Origin of the sequence: Paenibacillus dokdonensis, from assembly GCF_004916975.1 — a bacterium.
In the GTDB taxonomy this organism is placed as follows: domain Bacteria; phylum Bacillota; class Bacilli; order Paenibacillales; family Paenibacillaceae; genus Paenibacillus_AQ; species Paenibacillus_AQ dokdonensis.
This window is the reverse complement of sequence record NZ_STGQ01000001.1, coordinates 2,218,354-2,235,202: the sequence shown is the minus strand read 5'-3', so window position 1 is coordinate 2,235,202 and position 16,849 is coordinate 2,218,354. Positions and strand designations below refer to the sequence as shown.

The 16,849-nt window shown below is 43.7% G+C and carries 15 protein-coding genes; 3 read left to right on the top strand and 12 right to left on the bottom strand.

All coding sequences use genetic code 11. The features are described from left to right. Window positions 1-166 precede the first annotated feature (166 nt). The 5 genes from E6W40_RS10330 to lpdA all read right to left on the bottom strand — a co-directional run bounded on the left by E6W40_RS10330 (window position 167) and on the right by lpdA (window position 7,062). Window positions 167-1,369 carry a macrolide family glycosyltransferase gene (locus E6W40_RS10330; RefSeq protein ID WP_136605399.1) on the bottom strand — a complete coding sequence of 401 codons (1,203 nt, stop codon included), beginning with the start codon at window positions 1,367-1,369 and terminating at the stop codon, window positions 167-169. A 144-nt stretch (window positions 1,370-1,513) separates the two neighbouring features. After that, window positions 1,514-1,870 carry a DUF3889 domain-containing protein gene (locus tag E6W40_RS10325; RefSeq protein WP_246072950.1) on the bottom strand — a complete coding sequence of 119 codons (357 nt, stop codon included), beginning with the start codon at window positions 1,868-1,870 and terminating at the stop codon, window positions 1,514-1,516. Window positions 1,871-2,137: 267 nt separating this feature from the next. After that, entirely contained in the window at window positions 2,138-2,242 is a 105-nt protein-coding gene (locus tag E6W40_RS29975; RefSeq protein WP_244864436.1) for a DUF6254 family protein, read from the bottom strand. Window positions 2,243-2,994: 752 nt separating this feature from the next. Beyond that, window positions 2,995-5,391, bottom strand: coding sequence for an Ig-like domain-containing protein (locus E6W40_RS10320; protein ID WP_168928877.1), 2,397 nt, complete (start codon window positions 5,389-5,391; stop codon window positions 2,995-2,997). Window positions 5,392-5,658: 267 nt separating this feature from the next. Further along, complete coding sequence (gene lpdA, locus E6W40_RS10315; protein WP_136605398.1) at window positions 5,659-7,062, bottom strand: dihydrolipoyl dehydrogenase; 1,404 nt, start codon at window positions 7,060-7,062, stop codon at window positions 5,659-5,661. A gap of 195 nt (window positions 7,063-7,257) precedes the next feature. Between lpdA and E6W40_RS10310 the strand changes: the two genes are divergently transcribed. Beyond that, a complete protein-coding gene (locus E6W40_RS10310) occupies window positions 7,258-7,824 on the top strand; it encodes a TetR/AcrR family transcriptional regulator (RefSeq protein WP_136605397.1) in 567 nt (188 codons plus the stop codon). Between the two features lie 210 nt (window positions 7,825-8,034). On the opposite strand, the gene E6W40_RS10305 is transcribed toward E6W40_RS10310, so the two are convergent. Then, entirely contained in the window at window positions 8,035-8,844 is an 810-nt protein-coding gene (locus E6W40_RS10305; RefSeq protein ID WP_136605396.1) for a phytanoyl-CoA dioxygenase family protein, read from the bottom strand. Window positions 8,845-9,004: 160 nt separating this feature from the next. Here E6W40_RS10305 and E6W40_RS10300 point away from each other — a divergent pair, with 160 nt between their 5' ends. Further along, the gene (locus tag E6W40_RS10300) at window positions 9,005-9,820 is read left to right on the top strand and encodes a helix-turn-helix domain-containing protein (protein ID WP_246072949.1); all 816 of its coding nucleotides are present in this window, start codon (window positions 9,005-9,007) and stop codon (window positions 9,818-9,820) included. Window positions 9,821-9,940: 120 nt separating this feature from the next. Here the strand turns inward: E6W40_RS10300 and E6W40_RS10295 are convergent, their stop codons facing one another. After that, on the bottom strand, window positions 9,941-10,654 hold the full coding sequence (locus E6W40_RS10295) for an alpha/beta hydrolase family protein (protein ID WP_136605395.1): 714 nt from the start codon (window positions 10,652-10,654) through the stop codon (window positions 9,941-9,943). A gap of 294 nt (window positions 10,655-10,948) precedes the next feature. Here E6W40_RS10295 and E6W40_RS10290 point away from each other — a divergent pair, with 294 nt between their 5' ends. Beyond that, complete coding sequence (locus E6W40_RS10290; RefSeq protein ID WP_136606928.1) at window positions 10,949-11,374, top strand: exosporium protein C; 426 nt, start codon at window positions 10,949-10,951, stop codon at window positions 11,372-11,374. Between the two features lie 670 nt (window positions 11,375-12,044). On the opposite strand, the gene E6W40_RS10285 is transcribed toward E6W40_RS10290, so the two are convergent. The 5 genes from E6W40_RS10285 to E6W40_RS10265 all read right to left on the bottom strand — a co-directional run bounded on the left by E6W40_RS10285 (window position 12,045) and on the right by E6W40_RS10265 (window position 16,711). Next, window positions 12,045-12,731, bottom strand: a complete 687-nt coding sequence (locus E6W40_RS10285; protein WP_136605394.1) for a response regulator transcription factor — start codon at window positions 12,729-12,731, stop codon at window positions 12,045-12,047. Beyond that, window positions 12,728-14,209: a sensor histidine kinase gene (locus E6W40_RS10280; protein WP_136605393.1), complete on the bottom strand. Its 1,482-nt coding sequence runs from the start codon at window positions 14,207-14,209 to the stop codon at window positions 12,728-12,730. The genes E6W40_RS10285 and E6W40_RS10280 overlap by 4 nt, the downstream gene beginning before the upstream one ends. A gap of 15 nt (window positions 14,210-14,224) precedes the next feature. Beyond that, on the bottom strand, window positions 14,225-14,971 hold the full coding sequence (locus E6W40_RS10275; protein WP_136605392.1) for an ABC transporter permease subunit: 747 nt from the start codon (window positions 14,969-14,971) through the stop codon (window positions 14,225-14,227). Then, entirely contained in the window at window positions 14,964-15,701 is a 738-nt protein-coding gene (locus E6W40_RS10270; protein WP_136605391.1) for an ABC transporter ATP-binding protein, read from the bottom strand. Before E6W40_RS10270 ends, E6W40_RS10275 begins: the two co-directional genes overlap by 8 nt. Before the next feature lie 86 nt (window positions 15,702-15,787). Further along, the gene (locus E6W40_RS10265) at window positions 15,788-16,711 is read right to left on the bottom strand and encodes a hypothetical protein (RefSeq protein WP_136605390.1); all 924 of its coding nucleotides are present in this window, start codon (window positions 16,709-16,711) and stop codon (window positions 15,788-15,790) included. Between the last annotated feature and the right edge of the window lie 138 nt (window positions 16,712-16,849).

Below are 16,849 nucleotides of genomic sequence, written 5' to 3'. Positions count from 1 at the left end.
CGTTTAAGTTTTATTTAAATGATATATTAACTTCTAGTAACCAGCAAGTCAATGTTAAATTATCAAACATTAAATTATGCTTCAGAGAACGGTGCTCATATCTTCTTCATGCCCTCTCTAACAACAATTGTAAAGACCATCCTTTGTCGGATGGCCTCTCTCCATTTTAGATATGAAATTGACTTTTAAATTCAAAAATCTCATCAACAGCTTGATGATAACCACCTGATTTTTGAAAGGATTCACTAATTCCTGCAACAGCTTGCTTGAAAGATGAGAGGCTTAACACATGTTCCGCGGCTTCACGAAGCTGATTTGGAGTCAAGCTTTGCATTTGTAAGGTAATACCGGCTCCGATATTGCTAACTTGCGCCGCAATAATGGGCTGATCCGCGCTTTGTGGAATTACAATTAACGGAACCCCGTAATAGAGACCTTCATGAGTACTGTTCATTCCACCATGTGTAATAAATAATTTAGTGTAGTGCAGTACATCCGTTTGTGGAACATAATTTTTTACGATGAAGTTGTGAGGGATATCCCCTAAATCGGATATTCGGGTTTTATCACCAATAGACATGACAATTATATGATCCGTGTTCCCAAATGCCTCAATACAAAGCTTATAGAAATCAATTGCTTGGTTTAAGACTGTACCCAGTGAAATGTAAATTGGGCTTTTCCCCTGGATTGCAGTAATGTCGAAATTGGACTGGGTTAATCGTGAAGAGATAGATGGTCCTACAAATTTATAAGAATGATCGAATGCTTCTTCGTAAGGTTGAAATTCCCTTGTTGTATATACGATTGTAAGCGGTGCAGGATTACAGAACACTTCGAAGGGAGAATGGATCTCCACATTATATTTTTCCTTAATCATAACCGTCAGACTTTGGAATTTTTCGTTTATAGGTTTAATGATTTCAGTCGGGACTTGTCTAAAAAATTGTTCCAGCAAATCATCGATTGAACCTCTTGTCTGTGCAAATGTACTGCACGAGCTGATTGCAGGAAGATTAAGAATTTGGGCAATGATACGTCCACAGCCAAACATGGAATCATGGATGATGTAATCAAAATGCTCTCCTTCGATCTGTTCAAGAACACTTGGTATGACTACATCTGCCGTAAGTAAAAGACCGTTGATTCTTTCGAGCAAATAATCTCTCCCACCTGATATAAAGGCTTTTATAAATTTAAGGTCGTCAAAGGTTCGAACGGTTGCTCCCGTCTCCTCAATACGCTCCCGAAAAGATTCAATAGAAAAGTATACTACCTCTTCTCCACGTGAAATTAGCTCTTGCACTAATCCAATCGTTGGATTGATATGTCCCTCTGATCCGGCATTAATAAATAAAACACGCGCCATTTCTACCCCTCCTTAGATATACCGTTACATTTCTTATGATATCATTGGTGCTATAAATACTCATGCGCTTGCTTCTAGTTAGGAAAAGGCCGCTATTTTAAGAAATCGACTCCCTGTTAACAAAATAGTGCTCGGTTCTCTAAGTCACCGATTAGATTCTGTAAAGCGAATCGAGTAAATCATATCGGTTGTCGGGTCAAATTGGATAAAAACACACACTGCGAATTCATTACCTTCTTTACTTTTAAGCCATAGTTTGAACTTCTCTTCTGACTTTTTTGGTGATAGTTCGAGACGACCAATGTGCTTATAATCAATGATGTCAGCTTTGTATCGTTTTTGTGTTTCCTTCACTGCAACTGCACTCCATTTTGCGTATTCTGGTTCGGCTTCCACTGAAACAGTGGAAACAATAAACACAGCTAATAGGGAAAGCAATAATCTTCTCATAATAACCACCCATCTGGAAGCTTTTTTCTTAATATCCCCTGTATCTTCCAAATATAATATACTCGTTAATTCAATAAATAGCAGATTACTAATTAGCTACATACCGTAGTCCCCAAACAATCATAATGTTCTCCTTAATGAGTCCTCCACCTCTTTATTACACTTTCCTGACTGTTGTCTTAATAGACTGCTTCCTTCGGATCATTGGTGAGTCATTATTCTTATATTCATCAATATCGGGAACCCTTCCGTTAACAAAAAAGACTGCCGGTAAATTTCGCCGACAGTCCTTCTTTTCCAAGTAGTATGCTCCTCATCCTATTCGCTGGACAATTCCTTAAGCGACTTGATTTTACCATGGGGATGCTGTTCTTGCTTTCGTGACTTCCAGGCAGCTTCATTCCTTCTCTTCTGGTGAGCCATAACAGTTCTCCTCCTCTGGAAATTGAGATGTATACCACATCCTTATGTTGCGATTCCTGTTCTCTGTTCATTCATGAAATTTATTCGTGTGGAACGGGTTCATTTATATTGATAGACAGATCACCACCTGTAGCACTTCATCCCAGAAAGGGCTATTCGGGACCATCGATATGGAACGCAAACAATGAGCCCCATAACCGGAAGCAGATGTTCACTATGGTATAGGCATCACAAACCAAGGACTGCTCTTAGGCATGAGCACCAGCGATTAAACGGTAATCTTGAGCAGCCTATGTTGCCATCAGTGATAACCATCCTTATGCATAGAGTTAAGGTGGGAGATGCATCTTAAAGGAGAATTGATTTTATTACACAGGAGGTACCTTAGACAAATGGACAAGAAAAAAACTCAGCAAAACAAGTCGAAGTTCAGGATCAGAACGCGGAAACAAACTACTTCAAAGGTGAAACAAAAGATACCGAACTATCCCAAGAACTCGGCAGCAACGACTTTCGTTCCGCATTTAAAAATCCAGTCACTGGCGAAGAACGTCTATATTAATCGCGCACATAGTACGAAAATTGTTATACAGATGCATTGGATTACATCGTATTTCCGATCGCCTATTCAAAAAAAGCCGCCAATATGGCGACTTCTTATAGGTGTATGTTTTGTTCTGACAACAGCACAACACGTTCATCAACTTCATCGCTTTCGTATCTTAAAAGAAAAAATTCTTATTGGTTTTTTTTCAACCTCCCCAACGGACGGACGACCCCTCTTTCGTATCATAGGCATGCGCCCAATAGTATCCTGGAGCGGTGATCTGTCTTGGAGCAAAGCCAATCTCTCCTGATGGAGAAGAAACGGTCTCGGAGCCAGCGGTAAAGGCTCCAGCAGCGGTTGCCGTTCCATTCACGTATTTCCCCGCCATAAAGGTGAAACGCCCCGAGATATTTGCCGCAGCGATAGCCCCTCGATTTTTCATATCTGAAATTTGAAGGGTAACGGTGGCTTTCGTGCCGTCAAACTTCACCTTCATTTGTGATACGATCATTGGCTTTAATAACGTATCCTCTGTTCTCGCCTTGACCGGACTACTTGGCGGTCCCTCATTCCCTGAAGTGTCGACGGCCGTAACCTTATATATATACTTCGTATCAGGCAGTAGTCCTTTGTCCCGGAAACTCAATCCCTTGGATATCCCTGCAAGATGCGCTTCATCGAGCGAAAAGCCCATGCTGGTTCCGCGGTAAATGCGATATTCCTGAACGGCGGCATTATCTGCTGCCGGGCCGTAAGAGATATCGATCTGCTGATAATCGAACACGGTAGCCCGCAGTGCTTCCGAAACGGCTGTAGGCGGTTCGTAATCAGTCGGCGCCTGCCAAAAGACTGCTTCCGGACCCCAGACAGAAGGAAGGTTACGAAGCGAATCATAGTGATGAATCGCAATGCCTCCGAAAGCCGGATTGCCCTCAAAAGCGGCATATACTTTATCCAGCTCAGCTTCCATATACAATCGTCCTTCTTCTTGAAAAGTAATCGTTTCGGGATCACCTCCGTCCGCGATATCTTTCGTTTCAACACCGAGTACAACGGAATAAGGTTTACCGATTTGATTCGCATATTCCATCTCGCCCCGCGCCTGCTCAATGATACCGGCTGTACCTTCTGCTTGATCGCGATAATCCATAATGGAAATATAATCGAGCGTATCCTGAACGTGGTCGGAAATCGGCTTTACGGAGCCGTTCCATAAAATATCCGTTGCGTCTACAGAGGTATCGAACCAGCGGGGAATGGCTGCTCCAACTTGAAGCGATAGCCCGGAGGCCGCTTTCCGATCCATCAAAGCTTTTAGCATATCCAAATATTGTACTTGCACGGAAGGCTTATCGCTTTTAAATTCCGGTAGGCTGTATGGCTCGGTGTCAATATTAACTCCATCGAACCTTTCTTGCTCGACAGAGGATAGATTATAATTCAAGATCCTTTCAAATTCGGCAACAGCCTGCGTCCGGTACCTTGAATACGCCCCGAAATACGGAGGCGTCGTTCCGCCAGCAATTAAAGCCTGAACCTGATACCCGCGATCATGAGCCCATCCGATAAAATCGCGTACCTCCGCACGTTTATCCTCCAGCATTTGGACACCATTGTAATTCCCTACGGCCAAGTACCAGGTCCGGATCTGATCTTGACCGAAAGTGGCCGTATCTGTTGACATCGCATCCAAGACCATCCTTGCACCGGAGTTCATAATGAGCGGGTAGGATTCGTTCTCCCAAATCCACAGCGCCCGATCTTGACGATAAACATCCCGCGATCCGGCCTGCGCCGCTTTTTCTTCTGTCACGTTCCCCTTTCCGTTTAAGCTAACGCTCCCCTCATCCTGATATTCGGCAGCCGTTCCAGTATCATCATCTATATGTTTTACACTATCCACGTTAATTTCGGCTCTGACATATACGGTTTGACTGTAGCCGATATTGCCGTTTACGTCTTCGGCCCTTGCTTCCAAGCTGTTGATTCGTCCTGAAACCGACTCCGTATCCCATTGTAGCGAATACCCTGTTTCGTCCGGATTGGCGTTCTCCCACTCTCCTCCATTGATTCTCACCTGAACGAGGTTAATGCCGTTTTTGCCTGATGCTTCAACCTCAACGGGGATTTGCCCTTGTATCGGATCCTGTTCCGCAGGACTGATCACCCGTACCTGCGGAATATTCGCTTGTGGATTATCCACTTCGATTTGTAAAAACGGAGACCAAGTCACGTAGCGGGTCTGGGCGTCTTTCCCCCTCGCCACGATTTCAACTGAACCATCGTACATTGACAAATCGACGTCGGCATACCATCTTCCAATATCACCGTCTTTCATATGGGCATTTGTCAGGGAATTACCGTTCATCGCGATTTCGATGTCATAAACGCCGTAGTACGTTCCGGTCAGTCGGGTAATTCCCGGGCTCAGCGGTCCGCCCGTGCTTGGCGAATCGATCGTAATTTGCGCAGCGGCCGATACTGATGAAGGGGGGATGCAGGAGAGTGCCAGAAAAACGATCAAAACTAGACAAATTCCGAGTTTGCGGACAGCATGTTCTTGCCGGATCCGGAGCCTAACATATCCCCGCTTGGCTGCCATAAGTCTCTTCACTTCCTTTGCATGTAGTGTGAATGACCTTGACACAATAACTGGAATGAGGAGAAGCACAGGATTTGCTGGATGATAAAGCGCTTACTTTTTCTTATTTTGACGTGAAGAACATTAGAACCGAATCCGACAAAAAGGTAAGATATTTAACGTAGAGTCCCAAACTCTTTTCGTAAATACACCTAATTTTCAAACTTATACGACCTGTAATCTCGAGTCAAATCCATGTTTTATTGCGTAGTCCTGCCCGCTAAGAGACTAAACTTGCTGATCATTATTTCTATTCATTCTGATTTTTCGAACAGCATTCTCGGCAGCCTCCATGATCACCTCTCCCAATGTAGGATGCGGATGGATGGTCAGAGACAAATCCTCCACGGTCGCTCCCATCTCGATGGCAAATGTAAGCTCCGATATGAGCGTTGATGCCTCTACGCCAACGATTTGCGCACCTATTAAGATTCCAGAAGCTTGATCCGCAATGATTTTGACAAACCCTTCTGGTCTTTGAAGCGCCAGTGCTCTTCCGTTAATACCAAAGGATGATTTTCCAATCACAATCGGAATAGACTCTGCGTTTGCCTCCGTTTCGCTTAAGCCAACGCTCGCAAGCTCCGGCTCGGAAAAAACAACCAGCGGGATCGCTTTGTAATCCAAGACAGTAGGCTTACCCGCAATGACTTCTGCTGCAACCTTAGCTTCATAGGAAGCTTTATGGGCAAGCGACGGGCCCTTCGTTATATCACCAATTGCAAATATGTGTGGGATAGCCGTTCTGCACTGTTCATCTGTTTCAATCAGCCCCCTGCTCGTTACCTGCAAGTTAATGCGCTCCAGCCCTAAGCTTCCGTCTGTATTCGGTTTTCTTCCGACCGTCACTAACGCATACTCAGCGCTAACCAGATGCTGCTCCTGATTTTTCAAATAATGAAGAGTTACAGTGTCGGCATGCTGCTCTGCTTTTACGGCGGTAGCCCCTGTTACGATATTAATGCCATCAGCTTTCAACTGGCGGATTACAGGAGCAGTTAACTCCGCCTCGAATCCTGGCAACACTTGCCCTCCTCCCTCCAGTATCGTCACCTCTGTTCCGAATTTGGCATACATTTGCCCCAGCTCTACGCCAATGTAACCTCCGCCGATAATGATCAGGCTGGTTGGAATTTGAGAGAGCGATAGCGCTTCTGTCGAAGACAAGATCCGTTCGCCGAACGGCAATGCCTGCAGCTCAATCGGACGAGACCCCGTTGCCAGTATGGCATGTTTAAAAGAAATCATCTGTTCTGTTCCTGTTCGTTTAATGGCAACTGTATGCTCATCAATAAAGCAGGCCTCCCCCTCCAGAATCGTCACTCCGGCGGCTTTTAACAGATAATTAACTCCTCCTGCCTGCTTCGTCACGACCCCTTGTTTGAAGGCCTGAGCATTCTGGAAGAAAGACGAACCATCGGACTGACTCCACTGCTTGTGCAAATCGTAGCGATGGGCTTCTGCAATCATTGCTTTAGAAGGGATGCATCCTACATGGGTGCATACACCGCCAAGATGGGAACGTTCGACAACTGACGTCTTCATCCCAAGCTGCGCAGATCGCAGCGCTGCCACATACCCTCCAGGACCCGAACCAATAACTAATGTATCAACTGTTTCAAGCTGACTCATTTCAAACACCTCCTATTTTTTTGCCTCATTAAAATATGATAATCGTAATATATTATATTCATCATATTTTAATCTAGTCAATAGCTTCGTTTATTCTTCTCTAATGCTAATGTCTGCCCATAAGAAAAATTGACATGCTTTATTATGATGACTATAATATTTTAAAATGGATTGATACGTATCGGAGTGATTGCAATGCCTTATCCTGAAGGTCATAAGTTAAAAGTTAGAGGCAAGATCATCGAAAGTGCCGCCCAAGCTTTTCGTACGAATGGGATTCGCGACATCAGTGTCCCTTTCATTATGAAAGGAGCTGGACTGACTCATGGAGGGTTCTACGCACATTTTGACAACAAAGAACAACTGGTCGCCGAAGCCTGCCGGTATGCCATCAGCGATACGATTGCACTTCTGCAGAAAGCCGCTGACCAGGAGAAGAAAGTACCCAAAATCAATACCATCATTGATTACTATTTGAGCCCATATCACCGTGACAGAACAGAAATGGGCTGCATCCTGCCTGCCCTTTCCAGTGAAATTTCCCGATCCTCCGATGAGGTTCGGCAGGTATTCACCCAGGAGCTGGAACGAATGATTGAGTTTATTTCCAATGCGGCAAAAGTCGACACAGCCACAGGGAGCACACTGCTTAGTTCGATGGTCGGAACGCTGATGCTGGCACGATCCGTTAATGATTCTAAACTCAGCGACAGTCTTCTCACAGCAGGCAAGCAGCATGCCAAAGGGCTAATGAAGACCTAATGTTTCAAACAAGCATTGAAAGGAAAATTCCAACGGAGCTATTCCTGATGCAGTAACTAAATTCCCATCGATTTACCCTATTATAAAAAAACTTTACTGACATATTCCGTCAGTAAAGTTTTCAGAACTTCTAGAAGAAGCAATTCAAATGAAAGTACCTTGTTAATTATTACGCTATAGTAAATCGATTCAAGTCATTGAATCATTAAATTAGTGGGGATAGACATTTTTGAACTCGACACCGCAATGTCCTCCGTCCATGTTGTCCTCCAAAATAACTTCGGATCCATCTGAGCGGTATAGAGGTTTATAATACTGAGAAATCTTAGTAGCCGACCGGTTCGCATAATGGCAAATAAAAGCGCGGCGGAAACGGTCCTTCGTTTTGTTGCGGTAAGAACCATGGATGAGATTGCCGTTAAAGAACAGCACGTCGCCTTTGTCCATAATAGCCGGCATTGCTTTCTCTTCCTTCGGCGGCTTCACGTAATGCGTCGTGAACGATTCCTTGGAATCGGCGATGTCCGGGCAGACGATCTCGTAGTCGTTTGTCTTCGGCACGACTAGCAAGCCCCCGTTCTCCTCGTCCGCGGCATCGATCGCCGTCCATGCGGCAATACAGTTACCCGGTTCTACCTGCAAGTAGAAATTATCTTGATGAAGCGCCTGTCCCCTCGAACCCGGCGGCTTGTAGTAGAACATACTTTGCGCGGCATACGCCTCCTCACCGTACAAATCTGCCAATATCGCTAACACCGGATCATGCAGCATGTAGCGCTTAGCCGTTTCGTTGAACCGATGCGGATGCATAACGCGCGGATAACGGGTAAGCGGATCTGACGTATCGGCATCCAGCTTCGGCTCGAAATATCCTGGAATCGTCTGGTGGCTTACTTCCTCGAAAGTCTCCTCAATCTCCGCAAGCTGCTCCGGATTAAATAATCCTTTCACAATCAGATAACCTTGCTCCTCAAAAAACTGCTTTTGCTCTTCCGTCAGCACAGGTAAAGCTGTACTCATTGTGCATCCCTCCATGTTCTCCTTGATGCTTTTAGTATAGGAAAAATGAAGTCTTTCATGAAGTAACAATGATGCTCTCTTTTCATACAATTCTGCTATTGTATTGTTTTTTCGTGACATTGGGCGTTATGCTTGATATACAGAATCGAAGGGGAAAAGGATGAGTGCAGCAATGATTAAATCAAATGAACCCGCCGAGCACAATGGCCCTGCTTCAGGTACCGTTTTGTCCGGTCACTTCGACGAACCGGATTCTTATTCGGTAGTCCGTCCTGCCGGCTCGGGTGATTGGCTTATTACTTATACGTTGGGAGGCGAAGGGTATTTCCATGTTTCTGGCGAGGAACACCGCTGCCAACCTGGAGACGTTACTCTTATAAAACCAGGAACGCCGCATCAATACGGTACGGTTAAGGGTATGCGCTGGCACTTTATGTGGGCGCATTTCCCTGATCATGCACTACAAGCGAATCTGCTACCGGAGGCTAAATTATTTAACGAAACGGTTATGGGCGATTCCAACCGCAACCGAATTTACTGGGCATTCTCGCGTTTATTGACGGATTCGAGGGAACGCAGCAGCTATTGGAATGAACTATGCCTATCATCGCTAAGCGAAGTGCTCATTCTCCTCGCACGCAGGCGGAAACAGCATTTTGACAGCCGGGTGGAGGACACGTTGAATCGTATCTCGCAAGGTATGCGCGAGCCAATTAAGATCGAAGAACTGGCGGCAGCAGTTCAACTCTCACCGTCGCGATTGTCACATCTATTCAAAAAAAGCACCGGATTATCAATCATTGATATGCTGAACCAAATGCGCATCCGCCAAGCCGCGCTCCTGCTGGAGCATACAGATAGAAGCTTAGCCGACATCGCGTACGACGTCGGCTATCAGAACTACAATCATTTTATAAATCAGTTCCATAAGTGGCAGGACATGAGTCCGAGCGGCTATCGCAAGAAAAGAAGATGAACCACCTCCGTTCGTTGCTTGTTCGCTGGCTTGCCAGGAGACGCCTCATACTAAAGGCATGCTAACTTGCGGTTATTCAGATGTCCGGCTGCATGAACTTATTTGGTATCGTCGCATCTCTTAATCAGTTCCCGGGTAGAGTTCATAGATTTTGGAGACCAAGTCTTCTGAATTGGTATGGAATACTTGGTTCGAATCCGTCCAGACCGATTTTAGAAAATACGAATCATGAAACCGCCATCCCAGATGAACCGGATTAAATTCCATTTGAATTTCACGTCCCGGCCTTCCTCGGTATACCCTAGAACCCGGCTTCCGCCAGCTGCCAATCTGGGTGATTCTATCCGAATTCTGGCCAGTGATATATGTAAATCTGTCATTGTATGGAATGTCCTTCAAATGAAACTTTGGACACCCAACAGCAAATACCTGTACTCGCTTAAAGCCATGCTTTTCCTCCAAATAATGCCCTGCCCGATAGGCGATCACGCCTCCGGCACTGTGCCCGATAAAGATTAGATGATCCGCATTTTCTGCATGCTCGCGAATAATTTGCGATGCGTTTGTTACCCGGCGGGACTGGTCTCGGGACAGATCATAACTGACTTGAGTAAGCTGCCGGGCCAGCAGACGGATTAACGAAGAACCCGATGTGCCGTTTGCAGTCCCATAGGGGAAAATCATCACAATTTTGGCATTTTGATATCTTTTGGCGATCTCACTGGCAGCGGCATCAAAATTATTCCTATACGTCAGTACTCCAGCAAAAAAATAAACCACTGTACGGCACTTTATTGTACATGTGCTTTTGGGGGATACGAACGTCTCCGTCATGATTCCAAAGCCCCCCTCCTTGTTCTGCAACTTCTTTAGATAGAATGTGAGGAAAGACATCAAGTCGGCCCTGAACATATCTCTCTGAATAATTCACTCTTCTATCCTTGATCATTTACCCCATCCTATAATGGATTCAAACTTTTTGGTAGATGGAATGAGTTGAAATATTCGATACCAGTGTCATATACTACCAATATATTTGATTCAAATTATATTATCTTACAAAGCTGTCCAATCAATCTCTTTTTGTCCAACATATCTTGGAGATATCAAACAAGAGGAGTTGATATTTTGGTACGTATTCTCGATAAAGCTGCCGTCCAGCCGCGCCGTAGATTCAATTTAGCAAACTCATTTATTATCCGTCGTTCACCAGCAAGATCCCGCCTTGCAACAATCACTATACGGATTCCAGTCAATTCTCAACCTAATCGGGTAGATTTGGTAGCAACCGTAGGTGTTCGAGGTGTCACTGGTATTGCGCAAATACTCTTTAGAATCTTCCGCGATGGAAGAGAGATTTTCAACACACAACAAGGTATCGAATCTGCTAGTTCTGAACAAAATTATGCAGTTACGTTCCAGGCGGAAGATAGAAATGTAATAGCTGGTACCCATGTTTACACAGTCACAGCAGAAAATCTTACTTCAAGTACAAGAGCCGATGTGGTTGGGCCTATATCGTTTAGTGGGTTAGCCGTTAAAACGAGAACCTAATACCATATTTGCAATTTTCTGCACCTGAATAGAGGGCCCTTCAAAAACCTCAATTCAATGGAATCGGTACTCCAAGATGAAAATAGAGATTGAAAAGTAAAAGCAGCTCGTTCCTCGTCAGAGGATAGGCTGCTTTTGCTAATTTCCACTAAGCATAACTGCCCTTTAGGTTAATTCATCAATTAATTTCTTGCGCTGATTTCCTATAACTCATATATTCACCCGGTTTGTATATATTTCGATGTGCTAGAGTATTCGCGAAATTAACGTGCAATCCTAGCTCTAAGCTGACCAATAACACACACTTTCGACCCATTTGATCGCATCTCACGTAATTATAAATGTAACTATTTGTATTCCCATGCGTTTTCTATATAAAGGAGTCGATTCTAATGCCTTTGATGATGTTAGGTATTACTATATTTGCTTGTGGTTTATTTACGGTCAAAAGACCTGATACAAGGTTGTTTGGTGGATTTGGCGACCCCTACGTAACCGCTAGACGTTTAATGTTCACGCGTATTCGCGGAGTATTGACTTTAGTTTTTAGTGCATTGTTAATCTTATACGCTCTGCTACAATATCTTTAAGCAGATTCGTAACCTAGGAGTTGAACACACAGCAAAAACAGATTTTCACTTTGGATTCTCACCATGAAGATCTGTTCTATTTACAATCGAAAACGATACCCAGCACCCCATACCGTTTCAATGTATTGAGATTTGGATGCATCGATCTCAATCTTCTCTCTTAGTTTCCGGATATGGACCGTTACTGTCTGTGCATCTCCCAGCGCATCCATTCCCCATAATTTCTCGAACAATTGATCCTTGCTGAATACACGGTTTGGATTCAATGCCAAAAAATAGAGTAAATCGAACTCCTTCGTCGTTAGTATCACCTCTTGATCATGTACAAAAACTCTTCGTGCTCCATAATCGATCAAGAGGCCGTGAATTCGGATCTGTTCTTTATTTTCCTTCGTTCCGATCAGTCGCTCGTACCTAGCTAAATGTGCCTTCACCCTTGCAACCAATTCGCCCGGTTTGAATGGCTTGGTAATATAATCATCTGCTCCAAGACCTAAGCCCCGAATCACATCGATATCTTCTTTCTTCGCAGTCACCATTAGAATGGGTACATTATGCTTCTCTCGAATTTGTCTACAAACATCGAAACCATTGATTCGTGGAAGCATCAAATCCAAAATAATTAAATCGTACTCCCCGCTCATCCCTAGCTTTAATCCCGAATCGCCATCCGCCGCGATTTCTACTTTATAACCATGAGCCTCTAAATAATCCCTTTCCAACTCCGCGATGATTTTCTCGTCTTCAACAATAAGAATTTGCTTCATGGCTGGTCACCAACTTTATGATTTCTCAGAGGCAAGGTCATTGTAATGCATGTACTCTCACCAACTTTACTATCTGCCTGAATCGTACCTTCATGACCATCCATAATTTGTTTGGTAATGGCGAGGCCGAGGCCGCTTCCCCCCGTGTGACTGTTACGAGACAGATCTGCTCGATAAAACCGTTCGAATACATACGGAAGTGCGTCAGGCTCTATTCCCTGCCCATTGTCCGTCATCTGAATAACAACGTCATTTTTTGTCATAAACGCCCGGAGATGAAAAGTCTTCTCCGTTTTGTCCATATATTTCAATCCATTATCAATGATATTAGCGAATACCCGCTTAAGTTTGTCTCGATCGATCAACACATAAGTCTCCGGCTCTAATGTAATATCCGATGAATAATGGATACCTTGTTTGCCGAGATCAAATTCGAGTTCTTCTGATAAATCCCATAAAAATGCGTGAAAATCAACGATTTCAAATTGAAATGGCAACCGGTTCAAATCCAGTTTGGAATATAAGAACAGCTCATCAATCAAGTGATCCATCTCTTCTGCTTTGGAAGAAATGATATCGATGTATTTCTGTCTTTTTACCGCCGTGTCTGCAATTCCGTCTCCCAGACCATCCACATACCCTCTGATCGCAGTTAAAGGAGTTCTAAGATCATGGGATATGTTCGAGATGAGTTCTTTCCGATTCTCTTCATATTGGATTTGTGTATGGATTGAATGCTGAAGCTGATTTCGCATTTGTTCAAAGGCGACACTGAGCTCCCCGATTTCATCCCTGCTCGTCGGTTTAACTTGAAAATCCAAATCGCCTGCTTCAATACGTTTCATTGCAATCTTCAGTTTCTGAAGGGGTCGAATGATACTTCTGGATACAAAGTACGTTAATAGGGTGTTCGTCAGAATCAAAATAACAATACTGGTGATAAAAAGAATCGGAAAAAACTTCTGCGCGAAGTTCACCAAGGGATTCAAGGCTGTCACAACAATGACGGTACCGGGTGTTTGGTCTGCGAATCTAAAATCAAAGTGTCCTAACGAAATGAGCTGCTTCCCAATGCGTTGTGGCTCATCTCTCTCCACATGTCCTGATTCATCGTATGCCGGCAAATGATTCAGAATATCCGTCTGTTGTAATGTAGGTGAAGTATATATAATGCGAGCATCTTTACGTACAATCAAATTGGATTTAATCGATAGCAGCTCTTGATCCAGATCTGACAAGTAATTTGAATCGTTCAGAATGGAAGGATTTTTCTCGACGGATCGTTTCATCTCCTTCATTATGCCTTCGACATGCTGATCTTCGAACATGCGATGGGCACCTGCTCCATATTGTTCACGGATCGTCTGAAGATCACCACGAAATACGACAATCAAGAGAATAGCTGTGAAGAACGTGATCACAAGTGGAATAATTAACATGGCAGCATATGAGAGCAGTAACTTAATACGAATCGACATCGGCAAATTCCCCGTTTATACTTCTTTTCGATCAAATATATAGTAACCTAGTGTAAAAAACAACACGCAGCTGGATAACAAGTATAGTGAAGTGGACCATAGTTTACCTACCGCGACGTTATGACTAATCCATAGCATATGCCAGTCGGTATAGGAAGCAGGTGAGAACGTAGACATGGCGCTCAGTAGAAATGGTGAAATTTTAAGTGCCACATAAAGTACGATGGCAGTGACCATAAACCCGCTCGCACTTTTGAAAAATTGAGATACAAAAACAAAGACAGCAGATAGCGCAACCATCGCAACAAAAGCAGCAACATAGGCCTTGAGTACGCCCAATCCCTCTGTAAAACTAAGTGTAGCACCTGCAAATATATTACAAATCAATGTAACCACGCCTAATAATACAAGCAGCGTACCAATCCCCACAGCGAGTGCTGCAACCTTCGCACAAAACACATGAAATCTCGTATTGGGTCGTAAGAAAGCAAGCTTCAAGGTTCGCGCAGCCACTTCACTCGGAAAAAGATCCGCCGTCATGGTTAAAATGAAGAGGGGAATCCAGACCGCCGTATATATGCCTAACATTTGAATCGGAAAGGATTGACTAACCGTTACGAGTCCCAATATAGGCTGTAATGCGTGAAGAGACACGGCTAGCAGAATCGGAAGTATGATCGAAAATGTGAAGAATGCGATCATTTTCTTGCGATATAATAGCAACCAAAGCTCATTGATAAACCCAGATCTCCATTTACGCACTCTCCTTCCCCCCTTTCCTGCAATCTAATTCGTGAATATAAAATTGTTCCAGCGATTGCCCACTCGCTAGCAAGTCAGATACATGCCCTTCTTGAATCAATTGCCCATCAACAATAATCCCCACGCGGTTGCATAGTTGCTCCAGTTCGTGGATCATATGACTAGAAATGAGGAATGTGGTTCCATGCTCTTCAGACAACTGTTTAATAAGCCGACGAAACATCACCGTGCCTTCAATATCCAGACCGTTCGTAGGTTCATCCAAAATAACAAACTTCGGATTCGGCAAAATAGCCGCAGCAAGCGCTAATTTCTGCTTCATGCCGGTCGAATAATTCTTGATTTTATCTTTGCGAACTTGGATCATGCCTACAACCTCTAATACCTCTGTAATTCGTTGATCCGTAATATTCGGATAGAATCGGCCAACCAACTCCAAATATTGCCATGCCGTTATAAAATCATAGAAATCTGCTGATTCAATCATACATCCGACATGCTGCATACCTTCTTCAAATTGATCGATCAGATCTCCATTAAAGAGTGTAATCTTCCCTTGATCCGCACGGATCAAACCCGTAATAAGCTTCAAAAATGTTGTCTTGCCTGCCCCGTTTGGCCCTAGTAATCCATATACATCACCGGCATGCAGCTGCAGACTGATATCCCGAATCCCTCTGTTATTACGATAAACTTTCGTAAGTTGATGCGTCTCTAAAATCGGATTCATTTGGATGATCCCTCCTTCATATGGGGTTGCAGCAGATAGATGCTGAATGCAGCCTATCTGCTGCTTTACTAACATTGTTGCCTCAATTATTCATTGTCACCATGGAATTTACCATGTTGATGATTATCCATTTGCTGAACCTGTTTACCAGAAAGATCTATCGTATCCGGTATTGTCGTGTTATAGCCCGAAAGATTTGCCTGCAGGTGTACATTCACTTGATGCGCTGTGCCGCTAGCGTCTTTACCGGAAATTGTGATATCAGCTTCTTGATGCTCAATATAGTTAGCATTGTTAATATCAGCTTTGAAGGAAATATTCTCAATCTTAATATCTTGCGTCAATTGAAGTGACGAAGCTTGTAGTACATCGCGATTAAATGGGAGTTCTTTCGATGTATCATCTTTTTTCTCCCCATCGTGCTTCTGATTGGAAGCATGTTTGATCACAAGCGGTGCAATAGCGTTCACGACGGTTGGAATTTGAGAATTATCGAGCTCGGCTGTAATCTCTTTAGAACCATCCGTCTTCGAATCTACAGCGACATAGTCTTTCAAGTTCCCTACCAGCGCATCAATAACCGTCTCCACTTGTTGCGGAATTTGCGGATCTAGCGTTTCTTTTTCATTATCCTTGTTCTTTTCTTTGCCATGTTGTTGTTTGACATAATACGTGTCATTGCTGCTTGATTTAAGTACGGTCTGATCTTTCAGCTTATAAAAGTTAACGGATTGTGTTGCGCCATTCACTTTTACATCCGCACTGCCGCTCGCTGTCTGTGTGTTGAGACTAATCTTGATGTTGCCTGCCGCGCTAGCAAGAGCAGTTCCATTATCCTGTAAAGAAGCGGATGCTTGCACAGCTACATTCTGAATGGTTCTCGTGTTCTTCAGCGCAGATTTATATGCGTCATATCCGTTTGTACTCGCAAATGCATTTACTCCTGTTGTAATCATCATGACACTGCTAATACCTAGTACGCCGCCTAGCATTAACCATTTCTTCTTCATGCTTTTTCCCCCTGAAAATAAGATATTTGACTTACAAGATCAATGATAGGCAATAAGGATTATAACCTTGTGAAGCATTTATTAAATAATTATTAAATCAACATCGGCTGTGATTTATCAATAAAAAAGACAACCGTC

Excerpts from the sequence above, each read along its gene's own strand:
- E6W40_RS10295 (WP_136605395.1), bottom strand. The coding sequence starts at position 10,654 with ATGACGGAGACGTTCGTATCCCCCAAAAGCACATGTACAATAAAGTGC.
- E6W40_RS10305 (WP_136605396.1), bottom strand. The coding sequence starts at position 8,844 with ATGAGTACAGCTTTACCTGTGCTGACGGAAGAGCAAAAGCAGTTTTTT.
- E6W40_RS10280 (WP_136605393.1), bottom strand. The coding sequence starts at position 14,209 with ATGTCGATTCGTATTAAGTTACTGCTCTCATATGCTGCCATGTTAATT.
- E6W40_RS10265 (WP_136605390.1), bottom strand. The coding sequence starts at position 16,711 with ATGAAGAAGAAATGGTTAATGCTAGGCGGCGTACTAGGTATTAGCAGT.
- lpdA (WP_136605398.1), bottom strand. The coding sequence starts at position 7,062 with ATGAGTCAGCTTGAAACAGTTGATACATTAGTTATTGGTTCGGGTCCT.
- E6W40_RS10285 (WP_136605394.1), bottom strand. The coding sequence starts at position 12,731 with ATGAAGCAAATTCTTATTGTTGAAGACGAGAAAATCATCGCGGAGTTG.
- E6W40_RS10270 (WP_136605391.1), bottom strand. The coding sequence starts at position 15,701 with ATGAATCCGATTTTAGAGACGCATCAACTTACGAAAGTTTATCGTAAT.
- E6W40_RS10310 (WP_136605397.1), top strand. The coding sequence starts at position 7,258 with ATGCCTTATCCTGAAGGTCATAAGTTAAAAGTTAGAGGCAAGATCATC.
- E6W40_RS10320 (WP_168928877.1), bottom strand. The coding sequence starts at position 5,391 with ATGGCAGCCAAGCGGGGATATGTTAGGCTCCGGATCCGGCAAGAACAT.
- E6W40_RS10300 (WP_246072949.1), top strand. The coding sequence starts at position 9,005 with ATGAGTGCAGCAATGATTAAATCAAATGAACCCGCCGAGCACAATGGC.
- E6W40_RS29975 (WP_244864436.1), bottom strand. The coding sequence starts at position 2,242 with ATGGCTCACCAGAAGAGAAGGAATGAAGCTGCCTGGAAGTCACGAAAG.
- E6W40_RS10330 (WP_136605399.1), bottom strand. The coding sequence starts at position 1,369 with ATGGCGCGTGTTTTATTTATTAATGCCGGATCAGAGGGACATATCAAT.